Below are 23,606 nucleotides of genomic sequence, written 5' to 3'. Positions count from 1 at the left end.
GACCGTCCGCCGCAGTTCCTAGCGGGAAATGCGGCGGACGCAACAAGAAAGATCAGTCGTCGTCGCGCGACGGCTTGGCGATCTCGTCCTCGATGGAGTCATCATCGTCGTCTTCGATGAACGGCACGGAGTCGTCATCGTCGTCCGCCAGGTCGTCGTCGCCGTCGGTGGCGCCCATGCCGGCTTCTTCGGAGGCGTCAGCAGGGGCGTCGTCGTCATCGTCGTCCGGCGTCAGGATCGGCTCATGGCCTTCCTCGTCGATCTCCGGAGCCCGGATCTCTTCTTCCTCGTCCTCGTCGGACTCGGCCTTCTTGTCCTTGACCTGATCTTCGGTCTCTTCGTCGTCGGCGGGATAGCCGGGACGAACGCGACGGCTGCGCAGCTTCAGCGCCTCTTCGGGATCGAAGTCGGTCGCGCATTTGGGGCAGTGTGCGGGGCGGCGGTTCAGGTCGTAGAACTTAGCCTGGCAGTTCGGGCAAACCTGTTTGGCGCCCAGTTCGGGATTGGCCACGTTTGGAACCTTCAACGGGTTGAATTCGGGGCGGTCCCTTGCCACCCCTAGGAGCCGCTGTCAAAAGCTGTCTTTCGCGCCGCCCGCGCGGCTCCCTCCCCAACACAGCCTGAAGCGGGTGAATATGCCGTCTCAACTGACCGCCAGACGCTCTGACGCCCTTGCCGGAACGGTCCGCGCGCCCGGCGACAAGTCAATGTCACACCGCTCGATGATTCTGGGCGGCATGGCCTCGGGCGTCACCGACGTCGAGGGTTTGCTGGAAGGCGACGACGTCCTGGCCACCGCCCGCGCGGTTGAAGCCTTCGGCGCCAAGGTCCAGCGGACGGGCGACGGCAAATGGCGGATCGAAGGGGCGGGGGGCTTCAGAACCCCCGCATCCGTGATCGACTGCGGCAACGCCGGCACCGGAGTGCGCCTGCTGATGGGGGCGGCGGCCGGTTATCCGCTGACGGCCACCTTTGACGGCGACGCCTCGCTGCGGAAGCGGCCGATGAAGCGCGTCACCGGCCCTTTGGCCGACATGGGCGCCCGGTTCGACTGGCAGGCGGCCGAGGACCGGCTCCCGGTCGCCCTGACCGGCGGGACCCTCGCCTCCATCGACTATGTGCAGGCCGTGGCTTCGGCCCAGGTCAAGTCGGCCATCCTGCTGGCCGGGCTGAACGCCCAGGGCGTCACCTCGGTGACGGAGCCCGAAAAGAGCCGCGACCACACCGAACGCATGCTGCGCGCCTTCGGCGCCGAGGTCGGCGTGGAGGAGGTGGGCGAGGGTTGGACCGTCACGTTGAAGGGTGGTCAGGCCCTGACCGGAACCTTCGTCGCCGTGCTTGGCGATCCGTCCTCGGCCGCCTTCCCCCTGGCGGCGGGCCTTGTGGTTCCGGGCTCGGTGGTGACGGTCGAGGGGGTGATGCTGAACGCCCTGCGCACCGGCCTGTTCGACACCTGGATCGAAATGGGCGCGGACCTGACCATCACCAACCGGCGTCAGGCGGGCGGCGAGGACGTCGGCGACATCACCGCCCGTTATTCGACCCTGAAGGGCGTGGTCGTGCCGGAAGCCCGCGCCGCCTCGATGATCGACGAGTATCCGATCCTGGCCGCGACGGCGGCCTTCGCCGACGGCGTCACCGTCATGCGCGGCGTCGGCGAGATGCGGGTCAAGGAAAGCGACCGGATCTCGCTGATGGTCGAGGGCCTGCGGGCCTGCGGCGTCCAGGTCGAGGAGGAGCCGGAGGGCTTCATCGTCACTGGCGGTCCCGTCCCGGGCGGCGCTGTTGTCCACACCGCCCACGATCACCGCATCGCCATGAGCCATCTGGTCCTGGGACTGGCCGCCGATCAGCCTGTCTCGGTTGACGAGCCCGGCATGATCGCCACCAGCTTCCCCGGTTTCGTCGAGATGATGAACGGCCTGGGCGGGCGGATCGCTTGACGAAATGTCGCCCATGGACGACAATGCGGCTATCAGGCTGACGTTCACGCCGGTTTTTGATCGCTGGCTTCTCAGGCTTCGCGACCAGAGGGCGGTCGCTCGGATCACGACCCGTCTCGAACGACTGTCCGGCGGTCATTGGGGCGATGTGAAGCCGGTGGGCGAGGGCGTCAGCGAACTGAGGATCGCCTACGGACCCGGTTATCGTCTGTATGCGACTAAGAAGAACGACGCCTGGGTCATTCTGCTGGCTGGAGGCGACAAGTCGAGCCAGGACCGCGACATTGTCGAGGCGAAACGGCTGGCTGAGGAGTATCGAAATGACTGAGCCCCTGATCGAATTCGATCCCGCCCGTTACCTGAACACGCCCGAGGCGGTGGAAGAGTATCTGGTCTCCTCGTTCGAAGACGCCGCCGAGCTCGGCGATCCGCGCATCATCACCAACGCCCTCGGTGTCGTCGCCCGGGCCAAGGGCATGACCCAGATGGCGCGGGACGCGGACCTGTCGCGCACGGCCCTCTATCGGGCGCTCAGCGAAGAGGGGCGGCCCGAGCTTTCGACCATCTTCAAGGTGATGCAGGCCCTAGGGCTTCGCCTCGCCCCCGTTCGCGTGGACTCCGCCGCCTGATGTCGCTGATCATCGCCGTCGACGGCCCGGCCGCCTCGGGCAAGGGCACCATCGCCGCGCGGCTGGCGCGGACCTATGGCCTGCCGCACCTGGACACCGGCCTGCTGTACCGCGCCGTGGGCGTCAAACTTCTGGAGGCCGGCGGTTCGCTGGACGACGAGGCGGCCGCGACCCAGGTCGCCCGATCCCTGGACGCCGCCGACGTGTCCGAAGACCCCCGCCTGACCACCGGCGAGGCGGGCGAGGCGGCCAGCCGCGTCGCCGGCCATCCCGGCGTGCGCGCCGCCCTGCTGGACCTGCAGCAGGCCTTTGCGGCCCAGGCCGGCGGCGCCGTGCTGGACGGGCGCGACATCGGCACGGTGATCGCGCCTGACGCACCCGCCAAACTGTTCGTCACCGCCGCGCCTGAGACCCGGGCCGACCGCCGCTGGAAACAGTTGACGGCGCGCGGCTTCGACATCGGCTTCGACGAGATGCTGGCCGACATTCAGCGCCGGGACGAGCGCGACGCCGGTCGCGGCGCGGCGCCGATGGTCCAGGCCGAAGACGCGGTCTTGCTGGATACCACCGACATGGGTATAGAGGCGGCCTTCGATGCGGCCCGCCGTATCGTCGAGGCGGCGCGCGTGAAACACGGTCTCTGACCGGTTTTGCAAATCCAACGCGTCCATCCTCGGCTTCCGCGGGCGTTTTGATCGTTCTGAACGGCCTCGCATCCTGACGACCTGCCTATCCCTCATTTCCACCTCGCGCGGGGCCGTCCGGTCATGCGCCATAGCCCCTACGGAATGCTTCAAAGCTTCATGACTGACACCCTCACTCCCTCGCGCGACGATTTCGCCGCGCTGCTCGACGAACAACTTCAGGGTCGCGACTTCGGCGAAGGCCAGGTCGTTCACGGCCGCGTCGTCGGCATCGAAAAAGACATCGTCATCATCGACGTCGGCCTGAAGACCGAAGGCCGCATCTCGATGCGCGAATTCGGCCAGGGCGAAGACGCCAAGCTGCCGAAGGTCGGCGACAACGTCGAGGTTTACCTGGAGCGCGTCGAGAACGCCCTGGGCGAAGCCGTCATCAGCCGTGACAAGGCCCGCCGCGAGGAAGCCTGGACCCGTCTGGAAGTCGTGTTCGCCGAAGGCCAGCCGGTCAACGGCGCCATCGTCGGTCGCGTCAAGGGCGGCTTCACCGTCGACCTGGGCGGCGCCTCGGCCTTCCTGCCCGGCTCGCAGGTGGACATCCGTCCGGTGCGCGACGTCGGCCCGCTGATGGGCAAGGAACAACCGTTCCAGATCCTGAAGATGGACCGTCCGCGCGGCAATATCGTCGTCTCGCGCCGCGCCATCCTGGAAGAAGCCCGCGCCGAACAGCGCACCGAGCTGGTCGGCCAGCTGCAAGAGGGCGAAGTCCGCGAAGGCGTGGTCAAGAACATCACCGACTACGGCGCGTTCGTGGACCTGGGCGGCATCGACGGCCTGCTGCACGTCACCGACATGTCGTGGAAGCGCGTCTCGCACCCGTCGCAGGTTCTCGCCGTCGGCGACACCGTCAAGGTCCAGATCGTCAAGATCAACCCGGACACCCAACGTATCTCGCTGGGCATGAAGCAACTGCAGTCGGACCCCTGGGACGGCGTGGAAGCCAAGTATCCGGTCGGCGCCAAGTACACGGGCCGCATCACCAACATCACCGACTACGGCGCCTTCGTGGAGCTGGAAGCCGGGGTCGAGGGCCTGGTGCACGTCTCGGAAATGTCCTGGACCAAGAAGAACGTCCACCCCGGCAAGATCGTCTCGACCTCGCAGGAAGTCGACGTCGTGGTCCTGGACGTCGACGCCTCCAAGCGCCGCATCTCGCTGGGCCTGAAACAGGCTCAGGACAATCCGTGGGACGCCTTCGTCGCCAACAACCCGATCGGTTCGACCGTCGAGGGCGAAGTCAAGAACGCCACCGAGTTCGGCCTGTTCATCGGCCTGGACAACGACATCGACGGCATGGTGCACCTGTCCGACCTCGACTGGTCGGTCTCGGGTGAAGAAGCCATCCAGCGCTACCGCAAGGGCGAAATGGTCAAGGCCAAGGTCCTGGACGTCGACGTCGAGAAGGAACGCGTTTCGCTGGGCATCAAGCAACTCGGCGGCGATCCGATCGGCGAGGGCGACACCTATCGTCGCGGCCAGCAGATCACCGTCACCGTCTCGTCGATCGAGACCGGCGGCATCGAGGTCAAGTTCGGTGAAGACGACGCGCCGGTCACGGCCTTCGTCCGCAAGTCGGACCTGTCGCGTGATCGCAACGAGCAACGTCCGGAACGCTTCGCCGTCGGCGATCGCATCGACGCCATGATCACCGCCGTGGACAAGGCCTCGCGCCGCGTCTCGGTGTCGATCAAGGCGCTGGAAATGAAGGACGAACAGGAAGCCATCGAACAGTTCGGCTCGTCCGACTCCGGTGCTTCGCTGGGCGACATCCTGGGCGCCGCGCTGAAGAACGCCGGCACCAAGGAGTAGGCGCTCAAGCCGCGGAGCGCCGCGCGCTCCGCGTTAGCGTAAAAAGATGAGGGCGGCGGGAGCGATCCCGCCGCCCTTTTCTCTTTTTGGCGCACCGGCATGAGCGGAACCGGACATAAATCATGCGAATGCCGCCCATCCTTGTCGGATAAGGGCTTTTTCACGCGGCGAGCGGGGGTTAGGGTGCGGCTTCTGGATCGTCGGCGGGCGCTGGCCTGTCGATCGCGAGCTGGCAGGGGCCCTGATGATCAAGTCTGAACTGATCGAAAAGCTGGCGGCCGAGAACACCCACCTGACCCATGCGGAGGTGGAGCGGCTGGTGAATGTCATCCTCGGCAAGATGACCGGGGCCTTGTCCGAGGGCGGCCGGGTCGAGTTGCGCGGCTTCGGCGCCTTTTCGGTTCGGTCCCGTCCGGCGCGCCTGGGTCGCAATCCGCGCACCGGCGAGACGGTCGAGGTGCCGGCCAAGGCCGTGCCCTTCTTTAAGAGCGGCAAGGAACTGCGCGAGCGTCTGAACGCGTCCGGCGACGCCTGAATCTCCACGTCCTGACTACCAAGAGAATTTGCGAATGAGCCTGCTGTCCGAGTTCCGCGAGTTCGCGGTCAAGGGGAACGTCGTCGATCTGGCGGTCGGGGTGATCATCGGCGCGGCCTTCAACGGCATCGTCAAGAGCCTGGTTGATCAGGTCGTCATGCCCCCCATCGGCCTGTTGACCGGCGGCATCGACTTTTCCGAGCTGGAATGGGTGCTGCGACGCGAGAACCCGGCGACCGAGGCGGTCGAGAAGGTCGCGATCCAGTACGGCGCCTTCGCCAACACCGTGATCCAGTTCCTGATCGTCGCCTTCGTGGTCTTCCTGGTGGTCAAGGGCGTCAACAGCATGCGGCGCCAGGAGGCGGCCAAGCCCGATCCGGCCCCCTCGGCCCCCACGCCGATCGAATCCCTGCTGATCGAGATTCGCGACGAGCTGAAGGCGCGGCCCTGAGGCCGAATCCACCGCCGGCCCTGCGCGGTTAGGCCTTCCAGAACTGACCCTGGACCGCTGAGACGCGGACCGCCGCGTGCTGGGCGCGGGGCGCTGGTACGGCGCGCGCGCAGACGGCATAGTCGCCGTCGAACGGCGTCGGCGCCCAGGTTTCGGCCAGAACCGGATCATCGACCCGCGCGTGACAATGGCCCCAGCCGCCTTCGCGTCGCGCCTTGGGGGTCAGGGCGCCGAGCTGGTCCAGAATGTCCGGATTGGTGACCTGCAACCGCACCTTGGCTGCGCCCAGCGCCCGTGCATTGTCGATCAGGACGCCCGTCAGGACTTCGATCGCTTCGGGGGCCGTCTTCAGCGCCGTCAGGTCGATGATGTCGAGACACGGCGGCTCGATCAGGCTGGTCTTGGTCATCATCGCCGTCGCCGTGCCGACCAGTCGGCCGTCGCGCACCCGCCCCAGCAGTATGGGCGGCAAGGTCTGGTCCGGGTCGGACAGGCGCCAGGCCATGATCTCCGGTCCCCGGTCCGCCAGCAGCCGCCCCTCGGCCGTCAGCGCACGCCAGAAGTCGGCATAGGGCGAGTTTCCCGTGACATCGCGCAGCACGACGACATCGTCCGGCAGTTTCAGGCGCGGAGGCTGGAACAGACGCGCATTCATCAAGGGCTCGCCCAGACGTCGGGCCTGCTCCGCCGAAATCCCGCCCAGCAGGCGCCGCAGCAGACGGCCTTTCAGACAGGTCGCCGGATCCACCACCCAGGACAGTTTCAGGGCGTGGGTCTGCATCGGTCCGGGCTGGAAGCCAAACAGCTTATAAAGCGGCGCCGAGCGCGGATTGGCGTTCAGCGTGTAGCAGGCGAACAGGTTGGGCTGAGCCAGGATCGCCTTGATCAGATAGCGGCTGGCGCCGGCGCGCTCCGGCGGCACGATGATGGAAAAGCCCGTCGCCGCGTACAGGCGTTCATCGTCCTTGCAGAACCTTTGGATCAGATTGCCCAGCATGGCGACCGGTTCGTCCTGTCGATCGGCGACGACCCAGCCGAAGGGCGCGTCGATGTCGCGCCGCGCCGGATTGTCCTCCAGCCAGCGCCACCCCGCCTGCGATCGCTCCGGCCATCCGACCTGACGATGCAGCCGGTTCAGGGCCTCGTAGTCGGATCTGCGGATGGGTCGCACGGACATTGGCGCTCCTTCCCATAATGAAACCGGGACTGCTGCTCGAGGGCGCACAGTGCAGAAGCCGCGCCAAAATGGACGTTGTCTGACAGTGAAGGGAGGGGGCGCGACAGCCTTAACACTTGTTCGCATTTGCCTGCTGTGCTGGGTATGCGCCTTTCGCGCGCCCAGTTGCGGCGCGGCAGTTGGGAGTGAGCCGTTGACAGCGACGGATGGGGGGGCGCTGGCGCCTCGCAAGACTTTCCTCGGGCACCCGAGGGGGCTGGTGATCCTGTTCTTCACCGAGATGTGGGAACGGTTCTCCTTCTACGGGATGCGGGCCCTGCTGGTCCTGTATCTGACCCAGCATTTCCTGTTCGGCCCGGCCGAGGCCCAGGGCATCTACGCCGCATATGCGGCTCTTGTGTATCTGATGCCGGTGATCGGCGGCATGATCGCGGACAAATATCTGGGATCGCGCAAGGCCGTCATCATCGGCGCGGTCCTGTTGGTCATGGGCCACTTCACCATGGCGTTCGAGGGCACAGGCGGTCGTGAAAGCCTGACCATCGGCGACACCACCTATCAGATCCAGGTCGAAGGCCGCGATCAGAATCGTCAGATGTTCGCCGTCAACGGCGACCAGAGAGTCCCGATATCGATCACGCCGGAAGGCGTTTCCACCCTCGGCGCCGAACCCTCCGCCGCAAACGCCGCGACCGCTCCTGCCGCTGCGGCGGGTTTCCCGGCCTTTACCGCCACAGGCGCATTTACGCTGGAAACCGAGCGCGATACGGCGCTCGGCGAGCCGGTCCTGTTCCTGGCCCTGGCCCTGATCATCGTCGGCGTGGGCTTCCTGAAGGCCAATATCTCGACCGTCGTCGGCGCCCTGTACGAAAAGAATGATCCCCGTCGCGACGGCGGCTTCACCATCTTCTACGTCGGCATCAACCTGGGCTCCTTCCTGGCCACGGCCGCCTGCTCCTATCTCGGCTTCAACTACGGCTGGGCCTATGGCTTCGGGTTGGCGGGCATCGGCATGCTGTTTGGTCTTCTGACCTTCGTTCTGGGTCAGTCCTGGCTTGAAGGCCGCGGCGCCCCGCCCGTTCCGGTCGAGGGGCGTTCGATCCTGGGCGTGCCTCTGGTGCCCTTTTTCTGGATCGCAGGCCTGATCGCCGTCATCCCGACCTGGCTGCTGATGCAGCGGCACGAGATCATCGAGACGGGCTTGCCCTGGATCGCCGGCGTCATCTTCGCCTCGGTGGTCGGCTATACGGTCTTCCGCCTGAAGGGCGCCGAACGGAGCCGCATGCTGGTCGCCCAGCTGCTGATCTTCTTCTCGGTGCTGTTCTGGGCCCTATTCGAACAGGCGGGCTCGTCCCTGACCCTGTTCGCCGACCAGTCGACCCAGATGCCCGACTGGTTCAACGCCGGCTACACTCAGATGTTCAATCCGGGCGTCATCATCATCGGTGGCCCGATCATCGCCGCCCTGTGGGTCTGGCTCGGGAAGCGGAACCTGGAGCCCTCAACACCGGTCAAGTTCTCGTTCGGCCTGGTCTTCGTGGGCCTGGGCTTCCTGGTCCTGACCTGGGCGGCGGGAACCCAGGCCAATGACGCCTTCCGGGTGCCGCTGCTGTTCCTGTTCCTGACCTATGTCTTCCACACGATCGGCGAACTGTGCCTGTCGCCGGTGGGCCTGTCGATGATCACCAAACTGTCGGTGGCGCGCGTGGTCGGCATGATGATGGGGGTCTGGTTCCTGTCCAGCTCGGTCGCCCACATCGTCGCCGGCCTGATCGCCAAGGCGACGGCGACCGACACGGTCGCAGGGGTTGTCACCAGTCCCGAGCTGGCGTTGCAGACCTATGGGTCGATCTTCGGCACCATCGGTTGGACAGGTGTCGGCGTCGGCGTCTTCCTGCTGCTGATCTCGCCCTTGCTGAAGAAGGGCATGGCCGGGGTTCACTGATCCCGACCGCCTGAAACAAGGAAAAGCCCCGGCGGAGCGATCCGCCGGGGCTTTTTGCTGGCCTTTCGCCTCAGAAGGTCTTGCGGACCCGGATCGAGACGAAGGTGCGGGGATCGACCGTGCTGTCTTCGATGAAGGCCACGGCGCGGGTGTCGCGGTCGGCGAAAACCGTCCGGCTGTTCGTGAAGTCGTCCCACAGGTTCAGCTGGGCGCGGATCGCCAGGGTCGGGCTCGGCTTGTACTCGGCGAACATCTCGAAAAAGTCCGTGCCGCGCCATCTGGAGACCTGGTCGGGCGAATAGTTGGGCTGGCCCAGATAGGGCAGCCAGTTCACGCCCCACTGCAGCTTCCATCGCGTGATGTCCTGCTCGATGCCGATATTGGCCTGGGTGGCTCGAACACCCGAGATGGGCCGTTCTTCGCCCGTGGTCGGGTCCGTGACGGCGGTCTTGTTCCAGTCGTTCTTGAAAGTGAAGCGGGCGCCCGACAGGCCCAGCTTGTCCAGCGGCAGGGTCACGTTCAGAGACAGCTGGTCCAGCGTGCCCTCGCCGATATTGCCCACCGCCGACAGGCCGCCGGCCAAGGGGATCCGGTCGATGGCGTCGATGATCTCGTCGTGGCGATAGCCGATGGAGACGACGCCCTCGCCCCAGAAGCGACGTTCGTAGGTCAGTTCCGAGATCCAGCGTTGCTCCGGCTCCAGATCGACGTTGCCGCCATAGACGTTCTCCTCTTCCAGATCGGCCGAGGCGGCGAAGTCGGAGAAGTCCAGCTGACCCAGTTCGCGCTCGAAGCGGAGGCGCAACTGGTTGTTCGGCATCGGCGTCCAGGTGGCCATGAATCGGGGCTTGGCGAAGAAGAAGCTCTTCTCCTGGTTGGCGTCGCCGGACTGGCTGATGGTCGAGGCTTCCAGGCGCAAGCCCGCCTCCAGCGTCAGGTCCGGGTGCAGCCGCCAAGTGCCCTTGGAGAAGGCCTCGCCGCGCGTCTCCTCGACCTTGACCGAGGCGCTGGGCAGCGCGATGGGCACGCCGCCCTCGCTATAGGCCTGGTCGGTCTGGCGCATATTGTAGGCGACCTCGCCGCCGGTCTCGATGGTCAGTTTGGGCGAACGCTCGTGACGGACCAGGGCGCGCAGGATGGTCTCAGAGTTCTCGCCGGAATAGGCGAACACCTGCTCGGGCGCGTCCACGCCGTTGTTCAGGACGTTGTAGGTCGAGACCCCGTCCCAGCTGCCGAACTCGTGCATCAGCCGGGTTTCCAGCTTGAAACGGTCGTTCAGGGGGCGTTCCCAGGTGACGCCGAACTCGCCGCCGTCGGCGTCCTCGCTGTCCAGGCTCTCGCGGAAGGCGGTGGCGGATCGGCTGGTGTTGTAGCCCTGCCAGTCGTTGATCCCGTAGCGGGCGGTCAGATCGACCTTGCCGCCCGCGAGCGGGCCGGCGTAGGTCCCGCGGATCGAGTTCCCGCCGCCATAGCCGTCGGTGTCGGTGAGCTCGTCGCGCAGCACATTGCCCGAGGCGTCGCGGCGGATCAGACGGCCGGGGCCGTTGGAATCGCTCATGCTGACGCCGTCGGACAGGGTGACGCCCCAGCTGCGGTCGCCGCTGCGGGCCGTGAACTGGTAGCTGCCGCCATACAGGTCCTGGCCCGATCCCTCGAACTGGGTGGTGTTCCAGCTCAGGATGGACTGACGGCTGGCCTCCTTCTTGAGGATGACATTCACCACCACCGAGAAGCCCTGCATGTCGATGCCGGGCGCGCCGCCCCGGATCAGCTCGATCCGCTCGACCTGACGGGCCGGGGTGCGGCTGAGCACGTTGGAGCCGGTGTCGTTCTTGGAGGCAGGGCGGGCGTTGTTGATCAGCACATTGCCGACCGCGCCTTCGAAGCCGCGCGCGCCCGTGCCGTCGTCGAGGTCGAAACCGGGCACCCGGTTGACCATGTCGAGCGCGGTGTTGGGCTGTTGAGCGAGAAAGAAGGCGGGCGTGAAAACCAGCACCCCGCGCTGGGCGGCGTCGGCCAGGGGCGCCTGGCTGATCGGTCCGGTCGGCACGGGCGCCTGGGCCACCTGCGGTTCGTCGCCGGCGAAGGCGGCGCCCGCCGTAAAGAGCAGGGCTGTCCCGCCCAGAAGTAAGGCCTTCGTCATCGATCTTCCCCTCGGTTTGTTGGCGAGAGGTGTGCCGATCCGCCGCGTTCTTCTCCAGTTACAAGGCGGAAAGGTGGATTAAATCGGCGACATCATTACAAGGTGTTCATTAAACTGTACTTGGTTTAGAAAGTATACAGGCCTGTAATAGTTACAGGCCCTCCACCCTGATGGCGGAGAGCCTGTGGGTCTTCAGTTGGCCGGGGCCTGGCGGTCCGGGACGGCGTCGCGAGCGGCGTCGCCGATGTTCTCAGCCGCACCGCCGACGCTCTCGGCGGCTCCGGCGATGGCGTTCGACTCGACGGCGTCGTTGCGGTTCATGTTGATCAGGAACCAGCCGATCAGCACGACCAGGGCCAGGCCGATGATAAGGGCGACGACGCCGCCCAGGCCGCCGCCGCGACGGCTCTCGACGACGACGGGGGCGGCTGCTGGGGCGGCGGGGTCGCTCTCGGTGATGCGTTCGACCCGGCCGTCGGGATGTTCGACTGTACGTTCGGTGGGCATGGTGTTTCCTCTCCAGTGTGGCGAGGAAACACGCGCTCGAGGATTAGGGTTCCTCCCTCCTCAGACCGCCGTGCCGCCGACGGTCAGGCCGCCCATCTTCAGCGAAGGCTGGCCGATGCCGACGGGCACGCCCTGACCGGCCTTGCCGCAGACGCCGACGCCGGGGTCGAAGGCGAAGTCGTCGCCGATCATCTGGATCCTGGTCAGGGCCGTGGCGCCGTCGCCGATCAGGGTGGCGCCACGGACGGGTGCGGTGATGACCCCGTCCTCGATCAGATAGGCCTCGTTGCACTGGAAGACGAACTTGCCGTTGGTGATGTCCACCTGGCCGCCCGAGAAGTTGGCGGCGTAAAGGCCGCGCTTGGTGTTGGCGATCATGTCGGCCTTGGAGTCCCGCCCGCCCTCCATGAAGGTGTTGGTCATGCGCGGCATGGGCATGTGGGCGAAGGACTGGCGCCGGCCGTTGCCGGTGGCGGCCACGCCCAGCTGACGCGCCGACAGCCGGTCGTGCATCAGGCCGACCATGATCCCGTCCTCGATCAGGACGGTGCGCGAGGTGGGGGTGCCCTCGTCATCGACCGACAGGGAGCCACGACGGCCGGCGATGGAGCCGTCGTCGACCACGGTGACGCCGGGCGCGGCGACGCGCTGGCCCATCATGCCGTTGAAGACCGACGAGCCCTTGCGGTGGAAGTCGCCTTCGAAGCCATGGCCGATGGCCTCGTGCAGCAGGACGCCGGGCCAGCCGGCGCCCAGGACCACGTCCATCTCGCCCGCCGGGCAGTCGATGGCGTCCAGATTGACCAGGGCCTGACGCAGGGCCTCGTTCACCTGGGCCTGCCAGCGTTCGGGGGCCACCCAGGCCTCGAAGCCCGCACGGCCGCCGGCGCCGGACGAGGCGCTCTCGCGCTTGCCGTTCTGCTCGACAGTGACGGAGACGTTCAACCGGACCAGGGGGCGGACGTCGCGCACCACCCGTTCGTCGGCGCGCAGGATCTCGATGGCGCGGCGCTCGCCGACCAGGGAGGCCGAGACCTGGACCACGCGAGGGTCGCGGGCGCGGGCCCAGGCGTCGATCTCGGCCAGCAGGGCGATCTTGTCGGAGAAGGCCGGCGAGGCCAGGGGATCGACCGCGTCATAGAGCTGCTGATTGGTGGCGCGGGGCCCCTCGGCGACGCGGGCGGCGTGGCCTTGCTTGGCCAGGGCGGCGCTGTCGGCGGCGCGGCGCAGGGCGGCGGCCGAAATCTCGTTGGCGTGGGCGTAGCCGGCGGTCTCGCCCGCCACGACCCGCAGGCCGAAGCCCTCGGTGGCGTCATAGGCGGCGGACTTCAGCCGGCCGTCGTCGAACACCAGGCTCTCGCTCTCGGACCGTTCCAGGAACAGCTCGCCGTCGTCGGCGCCGGCCAGGGCCGTCTTCAGGATCGACAGGGCTTCGTCGGTCTCGACGCCGGCGGCGTCGAGGATGGGAGGCGGGGCGGCGTGAACAGTCATGGGCTGTAGGTAGGGGCTGGAGGGCGGTTCGTCACCTGCCGGGGCGGATTCAGACGCCGGGACGAAAAAACAGAGTCTGAATCGTCTGAAATCGGCGACGGCGGCGTTCAGGAAAAAACACAGTCTAGTTTGTCTGAATCGTCTGAAATCTCCGGCGACGGCGGCATAACCAGGAGACTAGCACGCGCTGGAGGGGCGCCTGGTCGAAAGGCCCAGCCGTGCAGCAGGGCGTTGAAATCTATACGGAGGGACCAGCGTCATTATGAGGGCAAAGACCCTTTTCGTCATTACGGGCCTCCGCTGCGCTGCGCCCGGAATGACGAAAGAGAAGGGGGAGCGGCTCAGCGCGCGAGCTTGCCCTTGGCCTTGTCGGCATTGAGGACGACGTCGGGGTCTGGCGCCGCGATCTCCTCGCCGCAGTGGTCGAGGATCTTCAGAATGTGGCGGATCAGGTTCAGCCGGGCCGTCTTCTTGTCGTCGGTGGCGATGATGGTCCAGGGGGCGAAGGCGCGGTCGGTCTCGTCCAGCATCCGGTCGCGGGCGTCGGAATATGCGTCGAACCGGGCCTCGGCCTCGGCGTCCAGCGACGACAGCTTGAACCGTTTCAACGGATCGACGCGGCGTTCCTTCAGCCGTTTCGCCTGTTCCTTGCGCGAGATGTCCAGCCAGAGCTTGATCAGGATGATTCCGTCGTCGGTCAGCATCCGTTCGAAGCGCGGCGCGTCGGTCAGGAACTGGGCGTACTGCTCGGGCGTGCAATAGCCCATCACCGGCTCGACCCCGGCGCGGTTGTACCAGGACCGATTGAAGATGACCGTCTCGCCCGCGCCCGGCAGATGGGGGACATAGCGCTGGAAATACCACTGGCTGGTTTCCCGGTCGCTGGGCTTGGGCAGGGCGACGACGCGGGTCTGGCGCGGGGACATATATTCCGTCAGCCGCTTGATGGCTCCGTCCTTGCCGGCGGTGTCGCGCCCCTCCAGCACGATGACCACCCGCAGCCCATGCTCGATGGTCCAGGCCTGGGTCTTCACGACAGCGACCTGAAGCTGTTCGAGTTCGGCGTCGTAGGCGTCTGTCTTCTTTCCCATTCAATCAGAGTGGGACGGGACAGGGGCGAGGGCAAGCGGGGCGTTGACGGGGGGGCTGCAAGATGACGCGCTTCTCACGTGCCGCCAGCGACGACCGGGGCTAGGATGTTCCAAACTGGAGGCTTCGATGATGCTGGATCGCCGCAGGCTTTTGGCCGCCGGACTGGTCGCTGCGGCGACCGGACGCGTGTCGTCCGCTTCGGCGGGCGACGCCGCAGACTATGAGGCGGGGCTGGACTCGGTCTTTGCGGAGACCCAGCCGGTCGCCCTGGCAGGGGGCGTGGTCACGCGCGAAGGCCTGGTCTGGTCCGGGGTGCGGGGCGTGCGCAGGATCGGCGGGACCGATCCCGCGACCCTGAACGACCGCTGGCACCTGGGGTCGAACACCAAGGCGATGACGGCGGCCCTTTACGGACGGTTGGTCGACCAGGGGCGGGCGGACTGGGACGCCCCGCTGGGTGACCTGTTCCCCGGCGTCCGGATCGACCCGGCCTGGGACGGGACGACGATCCGCGACTTCATGCATCACCGGGCGGGGGTGAAGGACGCCGACGTCCTGGGCATGGTCTTCTTCATGACCGCGAGGGGCGACCCGCGGTCCCTGCCGCAACAGCGGCAGGCCGTGGTCGAGCGGATGTTGGGCGCCGCGCCGACCGGGACGAAGGGGGCGTTCGAATACGCCAACGCCAACTATATGCTGGTCGGGGCGGCCATCGAACGGATCACGGGCCAGTCATGGGAACAGGTCATCCAGGCTGAATTGTTCGCGCCTCTGGGCCTGACGTCGGGCGGTTTTGGCGCGCCGAAGACCGATACGGCGGGTGGCGCCAATGTCTGGGGTCATCGCGGCGAGGGGGCGGCGCGGGTCGCTGTGGATCCTGCCGATCCGGGCGCGGACAATCCCCCGGCCCTGGGGCCGGCGGGGACGGCGCACATGAGCCTGGACGACTATGCGAAATGGCTGAGGCTGTTCCTGACGGACGGCGGCGGCTGGCTGAAGCCGGAGACGGCGGCGCAACTGGCCACGCCGGGCGCGGGCGAGGGCATGCCCTACGCCCTGGGGTGGATCGCGCCGCCGCAGGTTCCCTGGGCGGGCGGGCCGGTGCTGACGCACGACGGGTCGAACACCTTTTGGTACGCGACGGCGGTGGTCGCTCCGGCGCGGGGCGTGGCCTTCATCGGCCTAAGCAATCAGGGCGCCGGTCAGGCGGCGACGACCGCCCTGATGCGAAAGCTGGTCGGACGGTTGAACGCCTGAGCAGATTCCAGACCCGTTCTAAATGCTCTGTACACCACTTTAGGTTATTCCAGAGCGGTGAGTGACTGAAGGCGTGCACAGTGCTGAGTTACAATGTCTTACGAGGCGGCTGGGAGCGCAACGGGCGTCAGGTCGACCACGTCTCGCTCGGCCAAGGCGAATTCTGCGTCAGCGACGGTCCCGACACCGTGATCACCACGGTGCTGGGATCCTGCGTCGCGGCCTGTGTACGCGATCCCAAGACCGGAATCGGCGGGATGAATCATTTCGTCCTGCCTCGGCTTCCCTCCGGCTCGCGGAGCGACCCCTCCCGCTACGGCTCCCGTCTGATGCCGCTGCTGATCAACCGCCTGCTTGAACGGGGCGCCAGCCTGAAGCGCCTGGAGGCCCAGGTGTTCGGCGGCGCAAGTCCCGGCCCGTTCCAGAATCCCATCGGCCAGAACAACGTCGATTTCGCCGTGGCCTATCTGGCCGAGCACGGCATAGCGACCGCTGATCCCGTTCGCAGCGGGGCCGCGGGCTGCAGGCTGGAGTTCTGGCCTGAATCAGGCCGGCTGATTCACACGCCGCTCACCGGGGTGAAGAAGGTCGCCGGCGCCAGGATCATGCTGCGTCCGGTCAAACCTCTGGTGCTGCCGTCCGCCGCCTAGGGGTGCGGGCGGCTGTATTTGAACGCTTCGCCCCCTCGCGGCGTTTGCCAGCGGGGCCGTGGGCGGTCCATGCTGGGGCTGCATGAAGCGCGACTTCGCCGATTTCTGGAATCTGCTGTGGGAGGTCGGGCTGCTGGCCTGCGCGGCATTCGCGCTGCTGAACGCCTATGCGCCGCCGCAGGACCTGCCGTGGAAGCCGCTGGACCTGAGCCAGCCGCTGGGCCGGGCGACGGCGGCCAAGGTGGCCGACTTCGACATCGCCCCGACGGCGGCGCCGGAAGAGGTCCAGGGTGCGACCGAGGCCTGTATGCAGGTGCTGCGCGAGGCGGGGGTCGAGGTCGAGCGGGCGGCGGATCGCGACGACGGCGGCTTCTGCGTCGTGCGCGGGGCGGTGCGGATCACCGGCGGGGCGGTGACGCCCCTGGCCCCGGCCGATGTGGTGATGCAGTGCCCGCTGGCTGTCCGCTATGTCATCTGGGACCGCCAGGTGTTGCAGCCGGCGGCGCGCAGCATCCTCGGCTCGGCCCCGGCGCAGGTCGAGAACTACGGAACCTATTCATGCCGGCGCATCTATGGCTCGCAGGACGACCAGGAGCGGCCCAGCGAACATGCGCGGGCCAACGCCCTGGACGTGGCGGCGGTGCGGCTGGAGGACGGGCGGACCGTCAGTGTGCTGAACGACTGGCGCGGCCAGGGTCCGACGGGCGAGCCGGGCGGGCGGTTCCTGCACGCGGTGCGCGACGGGGCGTGCCGACTGTTCTCGACCGTGCTGACCCCCGACTACAACGCCGCCCACGAGAACCATCTGCATATCGACGGGGCTGAGCGGGGCCTGTGCCGTTAAGGTTGAATCGCCCATGACGCGAATCGCTTTGCTGTTGACCGACCGGAAAAGCCGGGTGACAACAACAGCACAGTCCGGATTTTGCGTGGGGTCCACACCCGCGTCTCGCTCCTTCGCCTGAACGAGCTGTCCAGATGGACTGTCGGGTCACCCTGAGGGGGATCCGCCTGGAAAAGCGCGTTTACGGAGACGCAGACATGGCGACCGGTACGGTCAAGTGGTTCAACCCCACCAAGGGCTATGGATTCATCCAGCCCGACAGCGGCGGCTCTGACGTGTTCGTTCACGTCACCGCCGTTCAGAAGGCCGGCCTTCAGGGCCTCGATGAGAACGCCAAGGTCGAATACGAGCTGGAAAACCAGCGCGGCAAGACTTCGGCGATCGACCTCAAGCTCCTCTGAGTCGAGCGGCCGATTAAGGCATGAGAACAGGCGCGGGGGCCAAGGCTTTCGCGCCTGTTTTTGTTTGGGCTACCGCGCTTCGCGCTACTCGAGCCCAAGGTTGGCCTACGCGGCTTCGCGCGGCTTGAGCCCTTCGGTCGGCTTCGTTCGCTGGGATCTCTGCGCCAGGACGATGGCGCCCAGGACCAGGGCGCCGCCCAGGGCCTGTATGGGCGTCAGGGTCTCGCCGAAGATCCACCAGCCCAAGAGGCCGGCGACGACCGGCTGGATCAGGATGGTGACGGCGGTGATCGAGGCAGGCAGCTTGCCCAGCGCCCAGGCGACGCCGCCCTGGCCGAAGACGTGCATGACGCCCATGGTCAGACAGGCGGCCCAGCCGGACAGGCTGGCGGGGATGATGTCCTCGCCCAGGACCAGGGCCACGATCAGCAGCAGGGGGGCGCCCAGCAGGGTGGCCCAGAAGGTGATGCGCATGGCGCCGGCCGTGGCGCGGGCCGCCTTCACCGCCAGGAAATAGCCCGAGTACCAGACCGCCACCGACAGCGAGAAGATGTCGCCCAGCGGCGGATTGGTCCCCTGTCCGCCGTCGGCGCCCGCCGCCATGGCGAAGGCCCCGCCCATGGCGAGGGCCAGGGCCAGCAGGAACAGCCGGTGCGGCGTCTCCTTCAGCACGATCCAGCCGAACAGGGTGACGACGACCGGCGTCAGGTTGCACAGGACCGTGGCGTTGGCGACCGAGGTCATGACGATGCCGTAGTGCCAGAAGCTGAGGTCCAGGGCGAAGAACAGGCCGGCCAGCAGCGCCCATTTCGACGGGGCGGCGATCCCGCCCGGCTCGCGCGACGCCAGCAGGGTCAGCAGGGGCAGGGCGAAGACGAACCGCCAGAAGCCCGCCGCCGCCGGACCGGTCTCGGTCAGGCGCACCAGGATCGGCGCCAGGCCCAGGACGCAGGCGGCGATCAAGAGGACGATCAGGGCGAAGGCGCGGGGGGAGACGCGGGCGGCGAGAGCGGACATGGCGGGCCTCTTACGCCGCCCCGCGACCTTCCGCCACAGGTCAGGCCAGATCGGAGGCGGGATCGATCCGGGCGCGCAGCGCGACTTCCAGACCGGGGGCCAGGTCGCGATAGTCGATACGGCCGTCCAACTGGGTGACCAGGCTGCCGATCATCATGGAGCCGAAGCCCTTACCCGCCTTGTGGCCGCCCTTGCCGTCGTCGGCCACGACCAGGCGGAACCGGTCGTCGCTCTCGCTGAGGGTGATCCGCAGCGGGCCGGGCCGGCCGTCATAGGCGTATTTCTGGGCGTTGATGATCAGTTCGGTCAGGATCAGGCCCAGGGTCACGGCGCGGCCGGCGTCGATGCAGACCGGGGCCAGGTCGGTCTCGATGGCGGCGGCCCAGTCGGCGCCCATGCTGGCGCCCAGGTCGTCGACCAGTTCGCTGATGTAGCGGGACAGGTCGATCGTCGTGTCGTGGTCGCCGCGATAGAGGCGGCTGTGGACGGTCGAGACGGCGCGGACGCGGCGACGCGCCTCCTGCAGGGCCGCGCCGGCGGGACTGTCGCCCAGGTCGCGGGCCTGGAGGCCCAGGAAGCTGGAGACCAGGGTCAGGCTGTTCTGGACCCGGTGATTGACCTCGCGCATCAGGAACTGCTGCTGCTCCAGGCGCAGGTCGCGCTCGGTCAGCCGCGCCTGCAGCGACTGGTTCTGGCTGCGCAACTGATTGACGGCGGCGAAGTCGAACAGGGCGTCGCGCAGGCGGGCGGCGGATTCCACGGCGGCCGCGCTCCAGCGTCGGGCGCGGCCGGTGACGGTCTGGGACCAGCCCTCGAACGAGGCGCGGGGCGTCAGGGCGCCGCCGTCGGCCGCCGACTTGACCGCGGTGGACGGATCCCCGGCCCAGCGGACCGTCTCCAGAATCTCGGACCGGAACCACAGCAGCGACAGGGGCTGGTCGCCCGCAAGACGCACGGCCAGCAGGCCGCTGGCGTGGGCGCGCCAGGCCTGGGCCTCGGGCAGAAGGGCGGACAGGGCGCTGGAGGCGACGGGGCGCAGCCCCGGCTGCTGGTCCAGCCAGTCCGACAGGCGGCGCACCGCCTCCTCCGGGGGCGTGTGGCCGAAACAGGCGATGCGGTCGCCGCGCACGATGGCCAGGCCGTCGGCCCCGACCAGCTCGGTCAGCTGCCCCGAATGTTCGGCCAGGGCGGCGTCCAGATCGCGGTCGGTGGACAGGCGCAGGATCAGTTCGTCCTCCAGCCGGCGCAGGCGGACCCGGTCGCGATACAGTTCGGCGTCGGCCTTGGTCTTCAACTGACGGGCCAGGGTGCGGGCCAGGGTGGTGCAGGCGACCCGCAGTTCATAGGACAGCAGCAGCGGCGTGGCGCTGTGACAGGCGACCAGGCCCCACAGGACGTCGTCGACGATGATCGACACCGAGGCCGAGGCCCGCACGCCCATGTTCTTCAGATACTGGATATGGACCGACGAGACCGAGCGCAGGCCGCTGTCGCTCATGTCCAGCGGCGGCTCGCCCGGCGCGACCGGCCGCAGGGGCTGGGGCGTATAGCGGCAGTCGGGGATGACCCGCACCGGATTGCGCAGATACAGGGCGCGGGCCTGGCGGGGAATGTCGGTCGCCGGGAAATGGTGGTTCAGGAAGGAGGACGCGCCGGACGCGCGCGATTCCGCGACCACCTGGCCCGCCTCGTCGTCGAGGAAGCGGTAGATCATGACCCGTTCGAAGCCGGTCAGGCTGCGGAAGGCGTCGGCGGCGCGTTCGCACACGGTCTGGACCGAGGCGGCCCGTTCCAGGGCGGCGCCGGCGGCGTCGAGGTGGGTGATCAGCTCGACCCCGAGACGGGCCTGCTGCGAGCTCTGCTCGACCTCGACCACCATCCGCTCCAGCGGGTCCCGGCCCGGCGCATAGTGGACGACGATGTCGTATTCCAGCCGATTGGTCGCGCGCCAGCGGCCGGCGAAGCCGGCCTCATGGCTGCGAGCCATGTCGCGCAGGCGACGTCCGACGACCTCGCCCAAAAGGTCGGACGCCGCCTGATCGATCCAGGCCGTTCGGCCGGTCAGACCCTCGACGGGGCCGGCGACCTGTTCGACGGTCTGGGTCTCGAGATTGAGCACCAGCAGGAAGCCATGCGGCTGGATGGCCTGGGGGACATGGATCGGTTCGCGATCGCAGTCGGTCAGGTCGATGTGGACGGCGGGCTCGCTCATGCGGCTGACGTCAGGTTGAGGCCAGCGCCGGCGAAGCGTGGCGGTTCCGGGATGTTTCGCCGGATTTCGCTTGTGGGGAGGTTCATGCAACCGACAAGGTAACACACGGGCGACGCTTGTCTATTTCGCGTTCGAAGTGTCCGGTGGCGGACAGTGTCGCGTCGGTGGCCGACGCAGGCCATGGACACGGAACGGCCGCAGTCCCATGGCGTTGGAACAGGGTTCCCCCTTTCAGCCTGGCAGCCCTTCATGAAACTGCGCGTCCGCGCCGAGCTCGTCTATCGTTTCGATCCGCCGACGGACGCCATCTACAAGATCCAGGTCGCCCACTGGCCCGGCCAGGACATCCTGGAAGAGACCCTGACCTTCGATCCCCCGGTGGAATTCCATGAGGACGAGGATGTCGATTTCGGCGCCCGGACCCTGCGCTGCCACGTCGAGGGGGAAGTGACCCTGACCTATGAGGCGGTGGTCGAGAACGGGGTGCTGAAGGGCCTGCCGCCCAGCGTGTCACAGCATGACTGGGGCGAACTGCCGGCCGAGGTCCTGCCCTATCTGCAGCCCAGCCGGTACTGCCCGTCGGACCAGTTCGGCCGGTTCGTCACGCGGGAGTTCGGCGACACCTCGGGCGGGGCGCGGGTGCTGGCGATCCTGAACTGGATCACCGAGAACGTGGATTATGAGCACGGCGTGTCGGACACCGAGACGACGGCGGCCCGGACCTTCATCGACCGGGCCGGGGTGTGCCGGGACTTCACCCATCTGGGCATGACCTTCTGCCGGGCGTCGGGCATCCCGGCGCGGGCGGTCAGCGCCTTTGCCCACCAGCTGAACCCGCCGGATTTCCACGCCATCTTCGAGGTCTGGTTGGACAACGGCTGGTGGCTGGTCGACGCGACGCGGCTGGCGCCAGTCGAGGGTCTGGTCCGGATCGCCTGCGGACGCGACGCGGCGGACATCGCGTTTCTGACGACCCAGGAGCGGTGCCAGATGGTGCGGCAGTCGGTGACGGTGGCGGCGGCTTAGACTTCTATTCCCGCTCATTCCCGCGAAAGCGGGGATGAGCGGGGTTCTTAACGCGCCTTCTGCTCCGCCTTATAGGCCTGAAGGGCGTCGATCACCTCCATCTGGCGCAACACCTTGTTCTGGGGGTCGATCAGGACGTGCGCGCCGGCGGGAACCGAGATCTCACCCCGGCCGCCGGTCATGGCGACGGTCTGGACGCGGCCGTCGATCTCGACGTCCAGCGGCATGGGGAAGGTCTCGCCGTTGCCGGTCGCCCATTCCAGCCGCAGCACGCCGCCGTCTTGCGTCTGGGTCAACACCGGCAGGGCGGCGTTGTAGAGATAGCCGCGGAAGAACCAGCCGTAATCCTGGCCCGTCACCTGGTTGACGATCTGGAGGAAATCCAGCGTCGAGCGGTACAGGGGCTTGAAGGCGCCGGGGCGTGGATCGTCGGTTCCATAGACCAGGCGGGTCAGGGCCTGGTGGAAGGCGGCGTCCCCGATCAGCATCCGCAGCGAATGGCTGATCAGCGAGCCCTTGGAATAGATGTCGCCGCCGGGGCCGACGTCGCCCTTGTAGACCTCGTCCTCGGTCTTAGGCGTGCCCGAGACGACCGGGAACTTGTTGGCCAGACCCTCGCGCTGGTTGGCCAGTTCGCGCTGCATATAGCGGTCGCCCAGCAGCCAGCGGGCGTAGAGGGGCTGCATATAGCTGCCCAGGCCCTCGTGCAGCCACATGTCGTCGGCGTTCTGATTGGTCAGCTGGTTGCCGAACCATTCGTGGGCGAACTCGTGCTGCAGCAGCCAGTCATAGCCGCGCCCGTCGACCTTGTAGCCGTTGCCGTAGGCGTTGATGGTCTGGTGCTCCATGCCCAGGTGCGGGGTCTCGACCACGCCCATCTTCTCGTCGCCGAAGGGGAAGGGGCCGACGTTGGCTTCGAAGAAGTCCAGCATCTTGGGAAACTGGGCGAACAGGGCCTGGACCTTCTCCGGCGCGTCCGACTTCAGATGCCAGTAGTTCATCGGGATCGTATTGCCGAACCGGCTTTCGTACTGGCCGCTGACCTCTTCATAAGGGCCGATGTTCAGGGCGATGGCGTAGGTGTTGGGGCTCTTCGCCGACCAGTTCCAGGTGGTCCAGCCGTCGCCATGGTCGACCGTGCCCAGGAACCGTCCGTTGGACGGCGCCGACAGGGTCGAGGGGATGGTGATGTGCAGGTCGACCCGGCCCGGTTCTCCGTGCGGGCTGTCGATACAGGGCCAGAAGATGTCGCAGCCCTCGCCCTGGACGGCGGTGGCGATCCAGGGCTCGCCCGATGGGGCCGTGGACCAGACGAAGCCACCGTCCCAGGGGGCGCGGGGCGCGACACGGGGCTTCCCGGCGTAGGCGACGCGCAGGGCGACGCTCCGACCGGCGGCCAGGGGGCGGGGCAGTTGGACCGTCAGGCGGCCTTCGGGATTGGACCAGAGGCCGGCGGCGACCTCGACCCCGTCGATCTGGACGGAGGAGATGGCCAGCAGGGTGTCCAGTTCGACCTCCAGCCGGTGCAGCGGGGCCGTGGCGGTGAAGTCCAGAACCGCGACGGCGTCGATGGCCCTGTCCTCGGGCAGAACCCGGATCGACAGGTCGGCCTGGTCGAACCGCATCGCCTGCTGTTCAGGCGTCAGGGGCTGGTCGGTGGCGAGGGTGAAGGCGGTCGACTCGCGCGGAGCCGAGGACGGCGGCGGCGGGGTCGTGGCGCAGGCGGCCAGCGCGAGGGCGGCCGTGCAGGCCAGGGTGCGCGCGATCGTCATGGAATCC

22 protein-coding genes are annotated in these 23,606 nt (G+C 67.5%); 13 read left to right on the top strand and 9 right to left on the bottom strand.

The features are described 5' to 3' along the window. Nucleotides 1-52: 52 nt before the first annotated feature. Entirely contained in the window at nt 53-511 is a 459-nt protein-coding gene (locus GGR11_RS08745) for a TIGR02300 family protein (RefSeq protein ID WP_008261678.1), read from the bottom strand. A gap of 124 nt (nt 512-635) precedes the next feature. Here GGR11_RS08745 and aroA point away from each other — a divergent pair, with 124 nt between their 5' ends. The 7 genes from aroA (at nt 636) to mscL (ending at nt 6,065) form a co-directional block, all read left to right on the top strand. Further along, entirely contained in the window at nt 636-1,943 is a 1,308-nt protein-coding gene (gene aroA, locus GGR11_RS08740; protein WP_183196293.1) for a 3-phosphoshikimate 1-carboxyvinyltransferase, read from the top strand. Between the two features lie 13 nt (nt 1,944-1,956). Then, nucleotides 1,957-2,271 (top strand): type II toxin-antitoxin system RelE/ParE family toxin, encoded by a 315-nt coding sequence (locus GGR11_RS08735; RefSeq protein WP_183196292.1) that lies wholly within the window; start codon nt 1,957-1,959, stop codon nt 2,269-2,271. Further along, complete coding sequence (locus tag GGR11_RS08730) at nt 2,264-2,572, top strand: addiction module antidote protein (RefSeq protein WP_008262856.1); 309 nt, start codon at nt 2,264-2,266, stop codon at nt 2,570-2,572. The genes GGR11_RS08735 and GGR11_RS08730 overlap by 8 nt, the downstream gene beginning before the upstream one ends. Then, nucleotides 2,572-3,216, top strand: a complete 645-nt coding sequence (gene cmk / locus GGR11_RS08725; protein WP_183196291.1) for a (d)CMP kinase — start codon at nt 2,572-2,574, stop codon at nt 3,214-3,216. Before GGR11_RS08730 ends, cmk begins: the two co-directional genes overlap by 1 nt. Before the next feature lie 159 nt (nt 3,217-3,375). After that, on the top strand, nt 3,376-5,079 hold the full coding sequence (rpsA, locus tag GGR11_RS08720; RefSeq protein ID WP_183196290.1) for a 30S ribosomal protein S1: 1,704 nt from the start codon (nt 3,376-3,378) through the stop codon (nt 5,077-5,079). A 244-nt stretch (nt 5,080-5,323) separates the two neighbouring features. Continuing rightward, nucleotides 5,324-5,614: an integration host factor subunit beta gene (locus GGR11_RS08715; protein WP_035307045.1), complete on the top strand. Its 291-nt coding sequence runs from the start codon at nt 5,324-5,326 to the stop codon at nt 5,612-5,614. Between the two features lie 34 nt (nt 5,615-5,648). Next, entirely contained in the window at nt 5,649-6,065 is a 417-nt protein-coding gene (gene mscL, locus GGR11_RS08710; protein ID WP_183196289.1) for a large-conductance mechanosensitive channel protein MscL, read from the top strand. 28 nt (nt 6,066-6,093) lie between these two features. Here the strand turns inward: mscL and GGR11_RS08705 are convergent, their stop codons facing one another. Next, nucleotides 6,094-7,242 (bottom strand): GNAT family protein, encoded by a 1,149-nt coding sequence (locus tag GGR11_RS08705; protein WP_183196288.1) that lies wholly within the window; start codon nt 7,240-7,242, stop codon nt 6,094-6,096. Nucleotides 7,243-7,501: 259 nt separating this feature from the next. On the opposite strand from GGR11_RS08705, the gene GGR11_RS08700 reads away from it, so the two are divergent. Further along, nucleotides 7,502-9,187: an oligopeptide:H+ symporter gene (locus tag GGR11_RS08700; RefSeq protein WP_183196287.1), complete on the top strand. Its 1,686-nt coding sequence runs from the start codon at nt 7,502-7,504 to the stop codon at nt 9,185-9,187. A 70-nt stretch (nt 9,188-9,257) separates the two neighbouring features. Here GGR11_RS08700 and GGR11_RS08695 read toward each other — a convergent pair whose 3' ends face one another. The 4 genes from GGR11_RS08695 to ppk2 form a co-directional block, all read right to left on the bottom strand. Then, nucleotides 9,258-11,330, bottom strand: a complete 2,073-nt coding sequence (locus tag GGR11_RS08695) for a TonB-dependent receptor plug domain-containing protein (protein ID WP_183196286.1) — start codon at nt 11,328-11,330, stop codon at nt 9,258-9,260. 192 nt (nt 11,331-11,522) lie between these two features. After that, the gene (locus GGR11_RS08690) at nt 11,523-11,837 is read right to left on the bottom strand and encodes a hypothetical protein (protein ID WP_183196285.1); all 315 of its coding nucleotides are present in this window, start codon (nt 11,835-11,837) and stop codon (nt 11,523-11,525) included. Between the two features lie 60 nt (nt 11,838-11,897). After that, on the bottom strand, nt 11,898-13,328 hold the full coding sequence (gene tldD / locus GGR11_RS08685; protein ID WP_183196284.1) for a metalloprotease TldD: 1,431 nt from the start codon (nt 13,326-13,328) through the stop codon (nt 11,898-11,900). A gap of 341 nt (nt 13,329-13,669) precedes the next feature. Beyond that, nucleotides 13,670-14,419 carry a polyphosphate kinase 2 gene (gene ppk2 / locus GGR11_RS08680; RefSeq protein ID WP_183196283.1) on the bottom strand — a complete coding sequence of 250 codons (750 nt, stop codon included), beginning with the start codon at nt 14,417-14,419 and terminating at the stop codon, nt 13,670-13,672. A gap of 127 nt (nt 14,420-14,546) precedes the next feature. Here ppk2 and GGR11_RS08675 point away from each other — a divergent pair, with 127 nt between their 5' ends. The 4 genes from GGR11_RS08675 (at nt 14,547) to GGR11_RS08660 (ending at nt 17,572) form a co-directional block, all read left to right on the top strand. Continuing rightward, nucleotides 14,547-15,677: a serine hydrolase domain-containing protein gene (locus GGR11_RS08675; protein WP_246331628.1), complete on the top strand. Its 1,131-nt coding sequence runs from the start codon at nt 14,547-14,549 to the stop codon at nt 15,675-15,677. A gap of 80 nt (nt 15,678-15,757) precedes the next feature. Further along, nucleotides 15,758-16,327: a chemotaxis protein CheD gene (locus tag GGR11_RS08670; RefSeq protein WP_183196282.1), complete on the top strand. Its 570-nt coding sequence runs from the start codon at nt 15,758-15,760 to the stop codon at nt 16,325-16,327. Between the two features lie 82 nt (nt 16,328-16,409). Further along, entirely contained in the window at nt 16,410-17,171 is a 762-nt protein-coding gene (locus GGR11_RS08665; RefSeq protein ID WP_183196281.1) for an extensin-like domain-containing protein, read from the top strand. Nucleotides 17,172-17,368: 197 nt separating this feature from the next. Further along, nucleotides 17,369-17,572 (top strand): cold-shock protein, encoded by a 204-nt coding sequence (locus GGR11_RS08660; protein ID WP_008264090.1) that lies wholly within the window; start codon nt 17,369-17,371, stop codon nt 17,570-17,572. Nucleotides 17,573-17,677: 105 nt separating this feature from the next. Here GGR11_RS08660 and GGR11_RS08655 read toward each other — a convergent pair whose 3' ends face one another. Both GGR11_RS08655 and GGR11_RS08650 read right to left on the bottom strand, forming a co-directional pair. Then, nucleotides 17,678-18,589, bottom strand: coding sequence for a DMT family transporter (locus GGR11_RS08655; protein WP_183196280.1), 912 nt, complete (start codon nt 18,587-18,589; stop codon nt 17,678-17,680). 40 nt (nt 18,590-18,629) lie between these two features. Then, entirely contained in the window at nt 18,630-20,801 is a 2,172-nt protein-coding gene (locus GGR11_RS08650; RefSeq protein ID WP_183196279.1) for a histidine kinase dimerization/phosphoacceptor domain -containing protein, read from the bottom strand. A 249-nt stretch (nt 20,802-21,050) separates the two neighbouring features. Here GGR11_RS08650 and GGR11_RS08645 point away from each other — a divergent pair, with 249 nt between their 5' ends. After that, nucleotides 21,051-21,827, top strand: a complete 777-nt coding sequence (locus GGR11_RS08645) for a transglutaminase-like domain-containing protein (protein WP_183196278.1) — start codon at nt 21,051-21,053, stop codon at nt 21,825-21,827. Between the two features lie 47 nt (nt 21,828-21,874). Here GGR11_RS08645 and GGR11_RS08640 read toward each other — a convergent pair whose 3' ends face one another. After that, complete coding sequence (locus GGR11_RS08640) at nt 21,875-23,599, bottom strand: M1 family metallopeptidase (RefSeq protein ID WP_183196277.1); 1,725 nt, start codon at nt 23,597-23,599, stop codon at nt 21,875-21,877. Between the last annotated feature and the right edge of the window lie 7 nt (nt 23,600-23,606).

The organism is Brevundimonas mediterranea (assembly GCF_014196125.1).
Lineage (GTDB): Bacteria > Pseudomonadota > Alphaproteobacteria > Caulobacterales > Caulobacteraceae > Brevundimonas > Brevundimonas mediterranea.
The sequence above is the reverse complement of the archived record's forward strand: the minus strand, read 5'-3'. Positions and strand labels throughout refer to the sequence as shown.